Source organism: Pseudomonas sp. AC239 (assembly GCF_979258545.1).
This window is the reverse complement of record NZ_OZ409864.1, coordinates 1,149,153-1,165,687: the sequence shown is the minus strand read 5'-3', so window position 1 is coordinate 1,165,687 and position 16,535 is coordinate 1,149,153. Positions and strand designations below refer to the sequence as shown.

Below are 16,535 nucleotides of genomic sequence, written 5' to 3'. Positions count from 1 at the left end.
ATCAGCCTGTCCATCGGCTGAGGTGATCGAGTGCCAGCGCGGTGTTTGTCCGCGCTGGCACCGGGTTCCAAGCGCGCTGAGCGCACTCAAACATCTGTCGGGATGTGCAAATCCTCTGGATCGATTCGCACCTGCGGGTCGTCAGTCAGTCCCCAATGCCGACGCATCGAGTGATAAACCACGGTACCGACGGTGTCCTTGTATCCAATGTGGGTCACGTAAATCCGTGCCGCCAGTTCATTGCGCTGTCTGTGTTGTTCGATGTCGCTGTGCAGCGCCGCGACGCTGGCGTAACGGCGAGCGTCGATGACGTACAACTGCAACACTTCGAACAGCAGCGAAACCTCATAGATATGGCCGGCCGAAGTCACCACACTCACTGATTCCACCGGCGTGTCCTCGTCAATATCCGGCAGTTCGACGGTGACGCTAGCGATGCGCAGGCGGTTGCCATCAAGGTGGATATCTTCGCGCTTTACCGTTTCGCTCAAGGCGCGAGTGAACAGATTCCACGTCGAGGCGTTAGCTGTTTTTGCAGCCGCAGCGGGTGTCGACAGGCGCACGATGCAGTTGCTGACCAGATGGATATCGTAAGTCGAACTTTTGCCTTCCAGCAGATAAATCCCTGTGTGGGATCTGGACTCGATCACCACTTTGCAGGGCCGGTCGGTCAGCTCCGGCTTTTCGCTGACCACGGGGCGCGTGAACGGATACGTTCCGTTGCGCTGCTTCAGCCAGCTTCGGTTGCTGACCAGTCGTGTGCCGGGGGCCTTGGCGTCGGCTGCGTAATCCAGCTGCGGCAGTTGCAGGCGGTAGGAGACTTCGTCCCGCATGATCAGCACCAGATCTTGCGCCAGCAGCGGTGTGGTCACTTTCAGACTGTTGCGGCCGCCGTAACCGGTGGCGGCGGCGCTCGTCTTGATCACGCCTTTGAACGCAACCACTTTGGAGGGTAGTAGCAACGACAGGCAGATATCCTTGTAGGTCAGGTGCGTATTGCCCGATATACCCTGGCGAACTTCGACGTCATAGGTGATCACGACATCGACAATCTCGCTGGTCAGGTAATCGAGGTAGACACTCCCTTGTGTGGCAGTTTCGCTACGCTCGGCGGCAAACTCGACCCTGTGCGGCGTGCGTGCCACAAAGTGTCGCGACGCTGCCTGCGCCTGCAAGGCCACCGTGCCGCTATTGACGATGGCAGGGGCCAGAGCGGGCTGACCGTTAACGGTGATAGCGACCTCGATATCCTGAATCAGCACCTGGCCTGGCTGATTGGGCAGCAGAGCCAGCAGTTCATAACCATCCTGCGTGCGAAACAGCCACTGTGCATTCTTCAGATGGCGCTGGCCGTCGATCGTCTGATAGACATTTTTCAGGGTCAGCACGTGCTCTGGATCATCGCCATCCTTGCCGCGCAACGAGGTGATCACCAGTGACGTGCCGATGATTTGCCAGCGTTGAATGAGGGCTCGCGGCCAACCGAACTCGACGCGGCTGGAGTGCTCGGCGTTTTCGATGATCGTCGCGCGGGCGTTGGTATTGGCGATGTAATAACGGTCTTCACCGCTGCCCCCATCCACCTCGCATTCGGTACCGAAAACAGCAATGGTGTCGTTGCCGCCACCGGCGCTGATGCGGTCGTAGCCATTAGCGGAAATCTGGTTAGCCGCGTCGGTGCCGGTAACGCGGCTGGTGCCCTTGCGCAGCGTCGAAGCGTTCTCGATCGAAGTCAGATGGGCGATTTCCAGCCCTTCGGCCGCCGGATCCAGACCGCGCAACGAGACCTTGCCGGTCTGCAGATTGATGTCATGGCCGACGTAGCGAGTGTCTCCGGTCGGGCGGCTGCCTTCGAACGCCACGGTGTCGACGCCAGCGCCGCCGTCCAGAATGTTGATGTGCGCGGGTTTGGCGGAGCGGTCGAGCTCCTGGTCCGACACTTCTTGATAGAACGCATCGGTCTGGTCGCCACCGGTCAGGGCTTTGTGCCCTTCTCGGTAAGTGAACAGATTGGACTGGGCCTTGACGCCAGCGACCCGGTCGTTGCCATCACCGAGGCGCCAGAACACCCCTTTGCCTTCTCCGGCGCTGCCGCTGACCTTGCCTTTGAGATCTGCCGGCAAGCCATCGGCAGCATCCATCACATCGTCTGCGCCGACGATCACAGCCTGGCTGTCGCGTTTGAACGGTTCCTGGCCGGCGCTTTCATCCCACTGATAGCGCCACAGTTCGACCGATTGCAGTTCGGTGCGGAAGGCGCCGTTGACTACGTGTTCAATGGAGTTCTTATAGGCGCCTTCAAGCATGTCTCTGGCCGACAGTTCGAGGCGTTTTTCGTGATCGCTGTAGCCTTTGGTCAGCTTGAAGCGATCCATCACTTGGTTATCCAGTTCCTGGTCGGTGAAGGCGAACCAGCCTGAGCGCAAGCGTTCCAGTGCGGTCAGTTCGATGTAGTCATCGATATCGTCCACGACCCGAGCGGCCTGGTAAATCATCGAGCCGGCGATCAGCACAGCCGCCGCCGCGAGTCCGACCGGCCCGGCGACGCTGCCGAAACCGGCCAGTGCGGCGACGCCGAGCACCAGGCTGATGCCCGCTCCCGCCACGCTCAGGGCGCCGCTGACGTAATGATCCTGCGCGATTTTTCCCGACGAGGCGGCGGCAGCGTTGAACGATTTGACCGCATCGATGATGTCGAACGGCAGGGTGATCGCGCTGGCGAACATACCGGCGCCCCGGCTCATGTATTTGCCCACCGAGGTCAGCGGGAAATATTTGAAAAGATTGCCGCCGTTGGTGAGCATCGCCTCGCCTGTCCTGGTCAAACCGCGTTCGATGATCAGAGAGCCGAACTCGGCGGCAATGGAGCCACCCTGGAAGACCGCTTCGAGTTTTTCCCCTTTGCTGATCGCATCGATCATGGCCATGTAACCACTGTAGATGCCGAAGGCTTGCAGACCGACGCCGGCGCCGCTCATCAGGTAGCTTTTGCTTTTGTTGACCCAGCCGGGTGCGTTTTCAAAAGCGTCTACCTGATGAATGTCCAGCTTCTGCGCGGCTTTGCCCAACTGGTTGAGCCGGTCTACCGCACTGCCAGGGTCGATTGGCGCAGGGCTGACAAACATGGGGCCGGCGTCGACCGAGCGCTGGCAGGCAATTTCGTAGAACAGCATCGCGGCCCTGCCGTTGTCGGCAACCTCAGCGGATCTCAAGTGGTTTTCAACGGCCGCTGATTCGAAATGCAGCCCATCGAAAAACATCTGATCCGGGGCTTTCAGATCGGCATTCGCCGGACCGATCGGTTGACCGTTGACCGCAGCACCCAGTCTTTGCAGCTCGACCCGACTGACTTTGACTTCCCCGATGGACAAGGGCCCTAAATGCTTGTCGAGCGATGCCAGCGTTTGTCGATGCCTGGCTTCAGCGCCCTTGCCGGCCGAGGGTGCAGGCATATGAGAGAGATTGGCTGTAGAGGGCGCATGGTCATTGGCCGAGGCATCAAGCGGCGTGACCTGAAGCAGGCGCACATTGGAAACATGCGCGGAAGGTACGATGAGTTTCGACACGTCTTAATCCCTTAACGTTGTGTATGAACACCGGTTTCCTTACCGGTGGTGCGGGCAATCCCGGGGTTTCACGGCCAGACAATGTCATGACCAAATTCGTTTCTATTGCCGGACAGCCTGAGAATGGGCAGGCCTGCTGCCTCGACATGGTCGATCAACGTGTCGTACTCGAAGTGGTTGGCATGCCCGGCGTGGGTGGCAGCTTCGATGCGTTCGGCACGGGCACCCGCCATGTCCTGGATGTCCGTCACCTTGGCGCCTTTGGTCTGGTCGGCGTTGAGCAACCAGATGCGCTCGGCGTCCAGTCCGCTGCGGGTAACCGAAATCAGCCCTTCAAAATCGTCGGAGGGAAACCAGGTAGGCGGCGTGTCGCGGGCGGCCGAATTGAACATCATGTTTTCTTCTTGGGGTACGACCTCCAGATGGCGGGTGTCCAGGGCGTAGAGGAACATGACCGTCTGCCGAGTGCGCTCGGATCGATAGCCGCGCTCATGATCCCAGGCAATCGGCCGGTCGCCATCCGACCAGTCGGAGGAGGCGCTGCTGCTGGAATCGCTGGCGTCGCTCGCACCACTCTCCGAGCTGCTGTCACTGGCGTCGCGCCCGGGATATTTGTGGGTCTGGCTGTTGAATCGCAGGTAATCGGGATAAGGCGCGCTGGCATACGTCTGGCCTTCATTGAGGCTGAACGTCGCGCTGATGGGTTTGTGCGTGGTGGCGCCGGGCTTATGGTGGTGGCGCGGCAGCATGGTGCCGTCGTTGGCCAGTTCGAAAGGTGTACGTTCGTCACCGCGAAACAGTGCCGGAATATCGGTGTGGTACAGGCAGTTGTTCTTGTTCCGCAGATAGCCGAGTTTTTTCAACAGTGCTTCACGCACCTCGAACGTCAGGCTGTTTTCAGGGTGATACCAATCGTGGCGGGCGTTGCGCTTGAGATTGAGTTGCTCGACGGCGTCCCTGGCAAATTGCTCGAGGCGTTGCGGGTTGTCGAGTTCGTCGAGCAGGCGCTTGTGCGCTTGCGCCCACGGCGGAATAGCCAATTGGTTTTGCAGGTCCTGCTGTAATCGCGTCAGTTGGTTCGGCAGCAAGTTATAAGACTGTAGAAACGTTTCGCGCTCCTTCAAGGTCATGGCAGGGTGCAACCAGCGCAGGGTGTTGCGCAGCAAGTCGGTGACAGGGTTGCCGGTATTCGCCGCCTCGGCCCATTGCGGGGGGCGGCCGGTGGCCTGTGCTTCCGCCCGGAAGCGAGTGATGTCCTGGCCATGCAAGCCGTAGAGTTGCCAGATCTGTTGGTCAGTCCATTGTCGCAAGTGCGCAGGCTGCGCGCCGAACCCGCCCTGCGGTGCGTCGACTTGCATCAAATTGCCGAACTCATCGCGCAGCGCAAATCGGGTATCGGTGTCCTTCGTACCCGGCCGGGGTGTCATTTCGTGATACCCCTGAGAGTCCGGGGACCGCCACGAAGGGCGATATCGGCGTTGATCCACCGGCACCGCTGCAGCAACCGGACGCGGGCGTTTGGCTGCCGATGCCTGGTCGGTCTGTTCACTTGCGCTCACGGCGGGGCGTTTCGGCGCGACCCGTTCGGTCAGGCGCCATGTCGGGCTGTCGGTGTTTTTGTACAGGCGTGGGCCCGAGGGGAACCGTTCGGTCAGTAATTTGCTGCGCCAGGCACCGGATTCATCCTGGCCGATGTGGGTGGTTTGCAGCCCACCCTCAACTTCTACATCGGCGAATTTTCTGCCAACGACCCAGCGAATTCCGTCGGCATCGGCCGGCTTCATGCCGTGCAGAAAAGCCTCCGTCAGCCAGTAGTTATTTACCCTGTCAGGTTGCAGCGCAGCGGCGCCCGTTGCCGGCATGCGTGAGATTTCCACGGCCTGTATTGCCGACGATGGTCCGGGCACGTGAATATCCGCAGTACGGTTTGGCACTGCCAGATCGGTAAGAGTGGGAGGGCGAAAATAGTCGGAAACGCCATCAAGCGGTAACTGCTCGTTCCGGCGCGGTGCAGTATTGCTCGAATCAAATGGATGGGTAATCGTCGCAGTTGGCTTGCGAGGTAATTTGGGGCTCATTGAATCCTCTGAACTAACGAAGTTTCCTTGATTTAATTTCGATGTCAGTTTGTAACTGGCTGGAGCAACATTGAAATCAATTGGCTAGTTCAATCTAACGCTTTTTGAATGATATGAAAGTCGGTATTTGTGCGGTTTCAATTGTTTTTGTAACGTCAGTTTTATATTTGTTGCGGGCAGGGAATTATGCCGGTTTCAGTGTGGAAGTTTAACCGGGCAGGGGAAAGAGCAAGTAGGCAACTAACGCCGCTCTTGTCGGAGTTTTCCGAAAGAGCGGCGCGAAACAAACAGTGCTTGCATGTCGATGTTCAGTAGGCGTAGCGCAACAGCGTATGAGGCAAATGACGCAGCACGAAGAAACCGAACAGCGCGATCATCGAAGGCAGGATCAGCCACCAGATCTTGAATGGTATCGGGTTGAGGGACGTCTGCCGCTGGCTCAACCATAACATCGCGGCGCAAACGCAACTGGCGAGCATCGCGCCGGCAAGGATATCGGTTGGCCAATGAGCACCCAGATAAACCCGCGACAGGGCGATCGACAACGCCGGGATGCAGGCGATCAGTAGCCAGGTCAGGCGCATGCGCGGCGGCTGCCCACGACCGGCCAGCACGCCCAGCGTCAGGAACAGGGCAAACGCGCCGGAAGCATGGCCGCTGGGCATGCTGTAGGTGGTCAATGGGTCACTGAGTACTTCGGGGCGCACTCGGGCGAAGAAGTATTTGGTCCCGGTATTGGCCATTGCGGTGATGAGCATGGTGGCACCGGCGAACATCGCCTGGCGCCACTGCTTGCACAACAGCAACAGCACAACCAGCAAGGCGCTGAACAGCAGCATGTTGCGGAATTCGCCGATCAGGGTCAGCGTCACGGCGATTTCGTCCAGCGCTGGTTGACGATGCTCCTGCACCAGGGTCATCACGCCATTGTCGAGCGCGGTCAGGTACGGGTAGCCGATAAACAGACCGATCAGGATCAACAGGCTCATGCTGCCGATCCAGATTGTCGCGCGACGATGGCGACGCACACTGCTGTTGACGCTCAGGCCAAGCATGACTGCAATGCTGGCGGCGACAATTCCGGCCTCGAGCCAGAACCCTTCAGGCAATGGCAGGCGGAACGCTGCGCCCGTGGCCCAGCCCGGCAACAGATAAGCCAGGCTCCAGCCAGCAGCTGCCAGCAGACTGACGGCGAAGAAACGCGGGAAGGGCATGTCGCACATCCCGGCGACCATCGGCAGCATCGGTCGCAGCGGGCCGATGAAGCGCCCGACCAATAGGCTGGCGATGCCGTAGCGCTGGAAGTACGACTCGGCGCGGGCCATCCATTCCGGGTGATGGCGTAGCCCGGGCAGGCGGCGTATGTTCTGGTGGAAATGGCGGCCGAGAAAATACGAAATCAGATCACCGAGAATGCCACCGAGAAAGCCCAGCAGCAGCGTTTCGCTCAAGGACAGCGCGCCGCTGCCGGCCAGTACTGCCACGGCAAACAACAGCACCGTGCCCGGCACGATCAGCCCGGCGATCGCCAGACATTCCACGCAGGCAACGATGAACACCGCTGCGGCCAGCCACTGTGGATTGGCGCCGAGCCATCCGGTGATGCTATCGAGCCATGGGCCCATACAGAAAAACTCCAGACTATTGATAATCCCGGTAGGAGCTGCCGCAGGCTGCGATCTTTTGATCTTGTTTCTTTAAAGCAGAATCAAAAGATCGCAGCCTGCGGCAGCTCCTACAGGGGTAAGCGTTTACAGAAGAATATAATCCCGGCCTTCGACCTGACCCCGTCGCAGCGGGTTCCGCGTGCACCATTGCGCATATGCGGCGTCAACGAAGCGATACATCAAGTGTTCATCGCGACCCAGTGGAATCCCCAGCCGGGTGGTTTGAATAACGTGAGAAGGAGCCGGCCCCGTATCTTCGACCAGCAGCAATTCATGATCGAAACGCTTGGCGTCCCACATCGGTACTTTCAAACCGAGTGCCTTGCACAGCAAGGTCTGCCCGGCGCACAACTTCTGCGTCGGACGCGGTCGTCCCTGGGCATCGGGATTGTTCAGCAGCATTTGCGCCAGACTCGCCGGACCGCTGACTTCATCGACCCACGGATAGGCGGATTTGATCAGCACCGCATTGCCCGGACCTTGCGCGCTGAAATTCAGCGAATCACCGCCGCGGGCGTAGTACATATAGATGTGCCCGCCGTCCAGAAACAAAGCCTTACGCTTTTCTGTGTAACCGAGCGAGGCATGGCTGCCTTTTTCCGCGAAGTAATAGGCCTCGGTCTCGATAATTCGAGCGCTCAACCACAGGTCGCCGACGCGATGGCGGATGACTTTGCCGAGCAACGCCTGCGCCAGTACTTGGGCGTCGCGGTCGAAAAAGCTGTCCGGCAGGCCCACGGGCAGGCGCGCGGACTCGGGGCAAAGGGGCACGTTGGTCATGATGGGCAGGGTTTATCCAGGCTCAAGAGGCCTTGATGATAACAACGCTCAGCTTAATTACGTCTGAACGATGGCCAAACGCAGTTCATTTCGACCATCCGCCCGTCACCGCTGTTAGTCCCGGGACGCGACAGCTATAATCTGCCGCTTTCCTCTTTGCCAAGATCCCAGCAGACCATGACTGAGTCCGTTCTTGACTACATGACCCGATTGGGTCGCGCCGCCCGCGCTGCCTCCAAGGTCATCGGTCGCGCCAGCACCGCGCAGAAAAACCGCGCCTTGCAGGCTGCCGCCAATGCGCTGGACGCCGCGCGCGCCGAGCTGGCCGCAGCCAATGAGCTGGATCTGGCTGCCGGTCGCGCCAGCGGTCTGGAGCCGGCGCTGCTGGAACGTCTGGAACTGACTCCGGCACGCATCGACGGCATGATCGTCGGCTTGCGTCAGGTCGCTGCACTGGCGGATCCGGTTGGCGCGATCCGCGACATGAGCTTCCGTCCGTCGGGCATTCAGGTCGGCAAGATGCGTGTACCGCTGGGCGTGATCGGGATCATCTACGAATCCCGGCCGAACGTGACCATCGATGCCGCCAGCCTGTGTCTGAAGTCGGGCAGCGCGACCATTCTGCGCGGTGGCTCCGAGGCGATTCATTCCAACCGCGCGATTGCCGCGTGCATTCAGCGCGGTCTGGCCGAGGCCGAACTGCCCGCCGCCGTGGTGCAAGTGGTCGAAACCACCGACCGTGCCGCTGTCGGCGCGCTGATCAGCATGCCGGAATACGTTGACGTCATCGTGCCCCGTGGTGGCCGTGGCCTGATCGAGCGCATCAGCCGCGATGCCCGCGTGCCGGTGATCAAGCACCTGGACGGCATCTGCCACGTCTACGTCAGCGAACACGCCGACCTGGCCAAAGCCCAGCGCATTGCCTTCAACGCCAAGACTTACCGTTATGGTATCTGCGGCGCGATGGAAACCCTGCTGGTCGATCAGGCTGTTGCCAAGGATTTCCTGCCGTCGATGGCTACGCAGTTCCGCGAAAAAGGCGTCGAGCTGCGCGGTTGCGAACGCACCCGGGCGATCATCGAAGCGGTCGCGGCCAGCGAAGACGACTGGCACACCGAGTACCTGGCGCCGATACTGTCGATCCGCGTGGTCGACGGTCTGGAGCAGGCGATCGAGCACATCAACCATTACGGCTCCCATCACACCGACTCGATCGTTAGCGAAAACCTCGCCGACACCCGCCGGTTCGTGGCGGAAGTCGACTCGGCCTCGGTGATGATCAACACCCCGACCTGCTTCGCCGATGGATTTGAATACGGACTGGGTGCCGAAATCGGCATTTCTACTGATAAGCTGCACGCCCGCGGCCCGGTAGGGCTTGAGGGGTTGACCTGCGAGAAGTACATCGTGGTCGGCGATGGCCAGTTGCGCGGCCAGGCGACGGTCTGACTTGACCGACCTCGACCTGACAGCGCCGCACACCGGCAGCGAGTCGCGCCCGCAGCGCATTGGCGTGCTGGGCGGTACGTTCGACCCGGTGCACATCGGTCATTTGCGTGGCGCGCTGGAAGTTGTCGAAGCGCTGGCGCTGGACGAGTTGCGCCTGATGCCGAACGCGCGCCCGCCACATCGCGGGACGCCGCAGGTGTCGGCGCAGGATCGGCTGGCGATGGTCGAGTGCGCGGTGGCCGGATTGCCGCCGCTGGTGGTGGACGCCCGCGAATTGCAGCGGGACAAACCGTCCTGGACCATCGATACCCTGGAGTCGCTGCGCGCAGAGATGCCCGCCGAGACCCAGGTTTTTCTGCTTTTGGGCTGGGACGCATTTTGCGGCCTGCCCACTTGGCACCGCTGGGAAGAGTTGCTCCAGCATTGCCACATCCTGGTGCTACAGCGCCCGGACGCCGACAGCGAACCGCCGGATGCCTTGCGCAACCTGCTGGCAGCGCGTTCGGTGAGCGACCCGCTGGCCCTGAAAGGGCCGAGCGGACAGATTGCATTCGTCTGGCAGACACCGCTCGCGGTTTCCGCCACCCAGATCCGTCAACTGCTGGCCAGCGGTAAGTCGGTACGTTTCCTGGTGCCCGACGCGGTCCTGGCCTACATCGATGCGCACGGTCTGTACCGTGCGTCGAACTGAACAAGGCGCGCTTCACCGATACGGATCACCGTATCCCCAAGCCGCCGAATACATGAGCAAAACGAGTTACATATGACTGATAAAGATCTACCGAAAGTAAAGCGCAAAGGCACGTTCAAGAGCGCACCACTGCCGGAAGCCGTCAACACCAACGAGCCGCTCAAGGGCGACGAACTGGTCAAGATTGCCGTCGCTGCGCTGGAAGACGTCAAGGCCCAGGACATCCAGATCATTGATGTGCGCGACAAGCAGAGCATCACTGACTACATGATCATCGCCACCGGTACCTCCAATCGCCAGATCAACGCGATGCTGGACAAGGTCCGTGAGGAAGTGAAAAAGCAGGGCGCCAAGCCGCTGGGCGAAGAAGGCAAGGGCGACAGCGACTGGGTTCTGCTCGACCTCGATCTGGTGATCGTGCACATGATGACTGCCTCGGCGCGTCAGTTCTACGACCTGGAGCGCCTGTGGGCCGGTGCCGAGCAAAGCCGTGCGGCCGATGCCAAGCACCACAGCCCGGAAAACACCCACGAGCATTTCACCAAGCTCAACAAAGACCAGTTCTAAGGGATCGCTGTGCGACTGCGCCTGATCGCCGTCGGTTCACGCATGCCCAAGTGGGTGGAAGAAGGCTGGCTTGAATATGCCAAGCGTCTTCCGTCCGAGCTGGCGCTGGAACTGGTGGAAATTCCGCTCAACACCCGTGGCAAGAATGCCGACGTGGCCCGTTTCATCCGCCAGGAAGGCGAAGCCATGCTGGCCAAGGTCGGGCACAACGAGCGGATCGTCACGCTGGAGGTTCACGGCAAGCCGTGGAGCACCGAGCAACTGGCGGTCGAACTCGATCGCTGGCGCCTGGATTCGCGCACGGTCAACTTCATGGTCGGCGGCCCGGAAGGGCTGGCACCGGAAGTCTGTGCCCGCGCTGACCAGCGCTGGTCGTTGTCGCCGCTGACCTTGCCGCACCCGCTGGTGCGGATCCTGATCGGCGAACAGTTGTACCGTGCCTGGACCGTGTTGTCCGGCCACCCTTATCACAAGTAAGCCTGCCCTCATGTCTCAGCCGATCCGCATCAAGGACCACGAAAAGGACGCCCGTCTGGTGCGCAGCCGTGTGGTGTTCGGTGCGATCGTGATCGTGGCGCTGATCTGTGTGTTGATCGCGCGTCTGTATTACCTGCAGGTGATCCAGTACGAGTACCACTCGACCCTGTCGGAAAACAACCGCGTCCACGTGCAGCCGATTCCGCCGACGCGCGGGCTGATTTTCGACCGCAACGGCGTGGTTGTGGCCGACAACCGGCCGAGCTTCAGCCTGAGCATGACCCGTGAGCGCTCCGGCGACTGGCAGCAGGTGCTCGACGTTATCGTCGAGGTGCTGGAGCTGACGCCCGAGGACCGGGTGATCTTCGAGAAACGCATGCGGCAGGGGCGTCGGCCGTTCGAGCCGGTGCCGATCCTGTTCGAGCTGACCGAAGAGCAGATCGCCCGCATCGCGGTGAACCAGTTCCGCCTGCCCGGGGTGGAAGTGGTCGCGCAACTGGTCCGGCATTACCCGCAGGGCGCGCACTTTGCGCACTCGGTGGGCTACATGGGGCGGATCAACGAGAAAGAGCTGAAGTCGCTGGATCCGGTCAACTACAGCGGCACCCACCACATCGGCAAGACCGGCATCGAGCGGTTCTACGAGCCGGAATTGCACGGTCAGGTCGGTTACGAGGAAGTCGAGACCAACGCCCGTGGCCGCGTATTGCGCGTGCTCAAACGCACCGATCCGATTCCCGGCAAGGACATCGTCCTGAGCCTCGACATCAAGTTGCAGGAAGCCGCCGAGGCCGCGCTGGGCGGGCGACGTGGTGCGGTGGTGGCGCTCGATCCGAAAACTGGCGAAGTGCTGGCGATGGTCAGCCAGCCAAGTTTCGACCCCAACCTGTTCGTCACCGGCATCAGCTTCAAGGCCTACGCCGAGTTGCGCGACTCCATCGACCGGCCGTTGTTCAACCGCGTGCTGCGCGGTCTGTACCCGCCGGGCTCGACGATCAAACCGGCGGTGGCGATTGCCGGTCTTGACGCCGGGGTGGTCACGGCGTCGAGCCGGGTGTTCGACCCGGGCTACTACATGCTGCCCAACTACGACCACAAATACCGCAACTGGAACCGTACCGGTGACGGCTTCGTCGACCTCGACACGGCGATCATGCGGTCCAACGACACCTACTTCTATGACCTGGCGCACAAGCTCGGCATCGATCGGCTGTCGACCTATATGAACAAGTTCGGCATCGGTCAGAAGGTCTCCCTGGACATGTTCGAAGAATCCCCCGGCCTGATGCCATCGCGCGAATGGAAGCGAGCAACGCGCAAACAGGCGTGGTTCCCCGGCGAAACCCTGATTCTCGGGATCGGCCAGGGCTACATGCAATCGACGCCGCTGCAATTGGCCCAGGCCACGGCGCTGGTGGCCAACAAAGGCATCTGGAACCGTCCGCACCTGGCCAAATCCCTCGACGGGGTGAAACCGGTGGATGACAACCCGATGCCAAACATCGTCCTGCGCGACCCGTCCGACTGGAACAAGGTCAACCACGGCATGCAGCAGGTGATGCACGGTGCCCGTGGTACCGCGCGCAAAGCGGCGATCGGCGCGCAATACCGCATCGCCGGCAAGTCCGGTACCGCGCAGGTGGTGGCGATCAAGCAGGGCGAAAAATACGACCGCTCCAAGGTCCAGGAGCGCCATCGCGACCACGCCTTGTTCGTCGGTTTCGCCCCGGCCGATGATCCGAAGATTGTCGTGTCGGTGATGGTCGAGAACGGTGAGTCCGGCTCCGGCGTGGCCGCGCCGGTCGTGCGCCAGGTCATGGACGCGTGGTTGCTCGACCAGGACGGCCATCTCAAAGCCGAGTACGCCAGCCCAATCACTGCGGAGGCCACGGCCCGTGATGAATAACTTCGATCGCATGCTCTCCAGCGAGGATGTGATGCGTCGCCGCGCGACGTTGCTGCAAAGACTGCATATCGATGGCCCGCTGTTGATCCTGTTGCTGATTCTCGCCGCCGGCAGCCTGTTCGTGCTGTATTCGGCCAGCGGCAAGAGCTGGGATCTGCTGGGCAAGCAGGCCACATCGTTCGGTATCGGTCTGGTGGCGATGATTGTCATCGCCCAGTTCGAGCCGCGTTTCATGGCGCGTTGGGTACCGCTCGGTTACGTAATCGGCGTGGTCTTGCTGATCGTCGTCGACATCATGGGCCACAATGCCATGGGCGCCACGCGCTGGATCAACATTCCCGGGGTGATCCGCTTCCAGCCCTCGGAATTCATGAAGATCCTGATGCCGGCGACCATCGCCTGGTATCTGTCCAAACGCACCTTGCCGCCGCAGCTCAAGCACGTCGGCATCAGCCTGATGCTGATTGGTGTGCCGTTCATTCTGATCGTGCGCCAGCCGGATCTCGGCACCTCGCTGCTGATTCTCGCCGGTGGCGCCTTCGTGCTGTTCATGGGCGGCCTGCGCTGGCGCTGGATTCTCAGCGTGCTGGCGGCGGCGGTGCCGGTGTCGGTGGCGATGTGGTTCTTCGTCATGCACGACTACCAGAAGCAGCGGGTCCTGACCTTTCTCGACCCGGAAAGTGATCCGCTGGGCACCGGCTGGAACATCATTCAGTCGAAAGCCGCGATCGGTTCCGGTGGCGTGTTCGGCAAAGGCTGGTTGCTCGGTACCCAGTCGCACCTGGACTTTCTTCCGGAAAGCCACACCGACTTCATTATCGCCGTGCTTGGCGAAGAGTTCGGTCTGGTGGGAATTTGCGCACTGCTGCTGATCTATCTGTTGTTGATCGGTCGTGGGCTGGTGATCACTGCCCAGGCACAAACGCTGTTCGGCAAATTGCTCGCCGGTGCGTTGACCATGACTTTTTTTGTTTACGTTTTCGTCAACATCGGTATGGTCAGTGGCCTGTTGCCGGTCGTGGGGGTGCCGTTGCCGTTCATTAGCTACGGAGGAACTTCGCTGGTGACGCTGCTGTCAGCGTTTGGGGTTTTGATGTCGATCCATACCCATCGCAAGTGGATCGCACAGGTTTGAATAAGGTGAAGAGTGCAATGCAAGTAATGCGTGGCTGGGCGACTCGATGCGCGCCGCTGGTTGGCCTGATGGGCCTGCTGGGAAGCGTGCAGGAAGCGCTGGCCGGCGACTATGAAGGCTCGCCGCAGGTGGCCGAATTCGTCGGCGAAATGACCCGCGACTACGGTTTCGCCGGTGAACAACTGATGGGTGTGTTCCGCGAGGCGCAACGCAAGCAGTCGATTCTCGACGCCATCTCCAAACCCGCCGAACGGGTCAAGCAGTGGAACGAATATCGACCGATGTTCATCACCGACGCGCGCATCGCCCGGGGTGTCGACTTCTGGCGTCAGCACGAGGCGACCCTGGCGCGTGCCGAGCAAGAATACGGCGTGCCGGCACAAGTCATCGTGTCGATCATCGGCGTCGAGACCTTTTTCGGACGTAATACCGGCAATTTCCGCGTGATCGATGCTTTATCGACCCTGGGCTTCGACTATCCTCCCCGTGCCGAATTTTTCCGCAAGGAGCTACGTGAGTTCCTTCTGCTGGCCCGTGAAGAGCAGGTCGATCCACTGACCCTCAAAGGCTCTTACGCCGGGGCAATGGGCCTGCCGCAATTCATGCCGAGCAGCTTTCGCGCCTACGCGGTGGACTTCGACGGTGACGGTCACATCAATATCTGGAACAACCCGGACGATGCCATTGGCAGCGTCGCCAGCTATTTCAAGCGCCATGGCTGGGTCGCCGGTGAGCCGGTGGTCAGCCGCGCCGATGTACGCGGCGAGCAGGCTGATGAAGGCCTGACCAGCGGTATCGAACCGGTGAAGACGGTCGCAGAGTTGCGGGCGCTGGGCTGGTCGAGTCATGATGCGCTGCGCGATGATATGCCGGTTACCGCATTTCGCCTCGAAGGCGACAACGGCCCTGAATACTGGATGGGCCTGCAGAATTTCTACGCGATCACGCGTTATAACCGCAGCGTGATGTACGCCATGGCCGTACATCAACTGTCTGAACAGCTGGTACAAGCACGGGGCGTCAAGTAATGCAGGCATTGCCTAACAATAAACCCCTGAAGCTGGTGGCTTTCGCTGCGTTGGCAGTCCTGGTTGCCAGTTGCACGACCAGCCGCACGCCGACGCAGAAATCCCCGTCCACCGCTGTCCGCGCCCAACCGGGCCTGGACATCAATCGCGCGCACAAAGACGGCGCGCCTTGGTGGGATGTCGATGTTTCGCGCATCCCCGATGCGACACCGACCCTGCACACCGGCCCGTACAAGGCCAACCCTTACACCGTGCTGGGCAAGACCTATTTCCCGTTGCAGGAATCCAAGACCTACGTGGCCTCAGGTACGGCGTCCTGGTACGGCACCAAGTTCCATGGCCAGAACACCGCCAACGGCGAAGTGTATGACCTGTACGGCATGAGCGCTGCGCACAAGACCTTGCCGCTGCCAAGCTACGTCCGGGTGACCAACCTGGACAACAACAAGACGGTGATCCTGCGCGTCAACGACCGTGGGCCGTTCTACTCCGATCGCATCATCGATTTGTCCTACGCGGCGGCGAAGAAACTCGGCTATGCCGAAACCGGCACCGCGCGGGTCAAGGTCGAAGGCATCGATCCGCAACAGTGGTGGGCAGCCAAGGGCCGTCCGGCGCCGCTGATGCTCAACGAGCCGCAAGTAGCGCAGAATAGCGCGCCAGCGATTACAGCGTCGGCCGGCACCGTCGAGCAATGGACACCGCCACCGCAGCAACACGCGGCGGCCGTGGTGCCGGTGCAGATCGATGCAAAAAAAAACGCTTCTGCACCAGCGTCTGGCCAGTATCTGCAGGTGGGCGCGTTCGCCAACCCGGACGCTGCCGAGCTGCTGAGGTCGAAGCTCAGCGGGATGGTGAGCGCGCCGGTGTTCATCAGTTCGATCGTGCGCAATCAGCAGACCCTGCACCGGGTACGCCTGGGGCCGATCGGCTCGCCGGGTGAGATCGCCCAGGTGCAGAACAGTGTGCGTCTGGCCAATCTGGGTTCGCCCAGCGTGGTCAGCGAGTAATACGTAGACCTTGATTGACGGTTCACTTGCGGTATTCGGGGGGTGAACCAGGTTGTTGGCTCTTCGAAGAACAAAAGCCCGGCAAGGGTGACGGAGTGAGCAACTGAACACGCGATGGCCCGTTAGAAGGCTGTCTGAATAAGTTTTGCCTTCGGGCAAGTTTCCATTAGCGATTTCGAGA

At 60.8% G+C, this 16,535-nt stretch carries 12 protein-coding genes; 8 read left to right on the top strand and 4 right to left on the bottom strand.

Translation table 11 applies throughout. From position 1 onward, the window contains the following. Positions 1 to 86: 86 nt before the first annotated feature. From ACZ0AZ_RS05360 to ACZ0AZ_RS05345, 4 genes are all read right to left on the bottom strand, one after another. Positions 87 to 3,566, bottom strand: a complete 3,480-nt coding sequence (locus ACZ0AZ_RS05360) for a calcium-binding protein (protein WP_463537047.1) — start codon at positions 3,564 to 3,566, stop codon at positions 87 to 89. A 68-nt stretch (positions 3,567 to 3,634) separates the two neighbouring features. Beyond that, a complete protein-coding gene (locus ACZ0AZ_RS05355; RefSeq protein WP_463537046.1) occupies positions 3,635 to 5,500 on the bottom strand; it encodes a hypothetical protein in 1,866 nt (621 codons plus the stop codon). Between the two features lie 452 nt (positions 5,501 to 5,952). Then, positions 5,953 to 7,269 carry a bifunctional DedA family/phosphatase PAP2 family protein gene (locus tag ACZ0AZ_RS05350; protein ID WP_129999743.1) on the bottom strand — a complete coding sequence of 439 codons (1,317 nt, stop codon included), beginning with the start codon at positions 7,267 to 7,269 and terminating at the stop codon, positions 5,953 to 5,955. A gap of 126 nt (positions 7,270 to 7,395) precedes the next feature. Further along, a complete protein-coding gene (locus tag ACZ0AZ_RS05345; protein ID WP_129999744.1) occupies positions 7,396 to 8,091 on the bottom strand; it encodes a DNA-3-methyladenine glycosylase in 696 nt (231 codons plus the stop codon). 177 nt (positions 8,092 to 8,268) lie between these two features. Here ACZ0AZ_RS05345 and ACZ0AZ_RS05340 point away from each other — a divergent pair, with 177 nt between their 5' ends. The 8 genes from ACZ0AZ_RS05340 to ACZ0AZ_RS05305 all read left to right on the top strand — a co-directional run bounded on the left by ACZ0AZ_RS05340 (position 8,269) and on the right by ACZ0AZ_RS05305 (position 16,354). Then, on the top strand, positions 8,269 to 9,540 hold the full coding sequence (locus ACZ0AZ_RS05340) for a glutamate-5-semialdehyde dehydrogenase (protein WP_463537045.1): 1,272 nt from the start codon (positions 8,269 to 8,271) through the stop codon (positions 9,538 to 9,540). Next, positions 9,509 to 10,231: a nicotinate-nucleotide adenylyltransferase gene (gene nadD, locus ACZ0AZ_RS05335; RefSeq protein ID WP_024014451.1), complete on the top strand. Its 723-nt coding sequence runs from the start codon at positions 9,509 to 9,511 to the stop codon at positions 10,229 to 10,231. Before ACZ0AZ_RS05340 ends, nadD begins: the two co-directional genes overlap by 32 nt. A gap of 72 nt (positions 10,232 to 10,303) precedes the next feature. Next, positions 10,304 to 10,798 (top strand): ribosome silencing factor, encoded by a 495-nt coding sequence (gene rsfS / locus ACZ0AZ_RS05330; RefSeq protein WP_016773024.1) that lies wholly within the window; start codon positions 10,304 to 10,306, stop codon positions 10,796 to 10,798. 9 nt (positions 10,799 to 10,807) lie between these two features. Then, positions 10,808 to 11,275: a 23S rRNA (pseudouridine(1915)-N(3))-methyltransferase RlmH gene (rlmH, locus tag ACZ0AZ_RS05325; protein WP_024014450.1), complete on the top strand. Its 468-nt coding sequence runs from the start codon at positions 10,808 to 10,810 to the stop codon at positions 11,273 to 11,275. Positions 11,276 to 11,285: 10 nt separating this feature from the next. Beyond that, entirely contained in the window at positions 11,286 to 13,181 is a 1,896-nt protein-coding gene (gene mrdA / locus ACZ0AZ_RS05320) for a penicillin-binding protein 2 (protein ID WP_463537044.1), read from the top strand. Positions 13,182 to 13,212: 31 nt separating this feature from the next. After that, on the top strand, positions 13,213 to 14,316 hold the full coding sequence (gene rodA / locus ACZ0AZ_RS05315; protein ID WP_051600793.1) for a rod shape-determining protein RodA: 1,104 nt from the start codon (positions 13,213 to 13,215) through the stop codon (positions 14,314 to 14,316). A 17-nt stretch (positions 14,317 to 14,333) separates the two neighbouring features. After that, a complete protein-coding gene (gene mltB, locus ACZ0AZ_RS05310) occupies positions 14,334 to 15,344 on the top strand; it encodes a lytic murein transglycosylase B (RefSeq protein WP_463537043.1) in 1,011 nt (336 codons plus the stop codon). After that, positions 15,344 to 16,354: a septal ring lytic transglycosylase RlpA family protein gene (locus ACZ0AZ_RS05305; protein WP_129999747.1), complete on the top strand. Its 1,011-nt coding sequence runs from the start codon at positions 15,344 to 15,346 to the stop codon at positions 16,352 to 16,354. The genes mltB and ACZ0AZ_RS05305 overlap by 1 nt, the downstream gene beginning before the upstream one ends. Positions 16,355 to 16,535 lie beyond the last annotated feature (181 nt).

Excerpts from the sequence above, each read along its gene's own strand:
- ACZ0AZ_RS05305 (WP_129999747.1), top strand. The coding sequence starts at position 15,344 with ATGCAGGCATTGCCTAACAATAAACCCCTGAAGCTGGTGGCTTTCGCT.
- mltB (WP_463537043.1), top strand. The coding sequence starts at position 14,334 with ATGCAAGTAATGCGTGGCTGGGCGACTCGATGCGCGCCGCTGGTTGGC.
- rsfS (WP_016773024.1), top strand. The coding sequence starts at position 10,304 with ATGACTGATAAAGATCTACCGAAAGTAAAGCGCAAAGGCACGTTCAAG.
- rodA (WP_051600793.1), top strand. The coding sequence starts at position 13,213 with ATGCGTCGCCGCGCGACGTTGCTGCAAAGACTGCATATCGATGGCCCG.
- mrdA (WP_463537044.1), top strand. The coding sequence starts at position 11,286 with ATGTCTCAGCCGATCCGCATCAAGGACCACGAAAAGGACGCCCGTCTG.
- nadD (WP_024014451.1), top strand. The coding sequence starts at position 9,509 with ATGGCCAGTTGCGCGGCCAGGCGACGGTCTGACTTGACCGACCTCGAC.
- ACZ0AZ_RS05350 (WP_129999743.1), bottom strand. The coding sequence starts at position 7,269 with ATGGGCCCATGGCTCGATAGCATCACCGGATGGCTCGGCGCCAATCCA.
- ACZ0AZ_RS05345 (WP_129999744.1), bottom strand. The coding sequence starts at position 8,091 with ATGACCAACGTGCCCCTTTGCCCCGAGTCCGCGCGCCTGCCCGTGGGC.
- ACZ0AZ_RS05340 (WP_463537045.1), top strand. The coding sequence starts at position 8,269 with ATGACTGAGTCCGTTCTTGACTACATGACCCGATTGGGTCGCGCCGCC.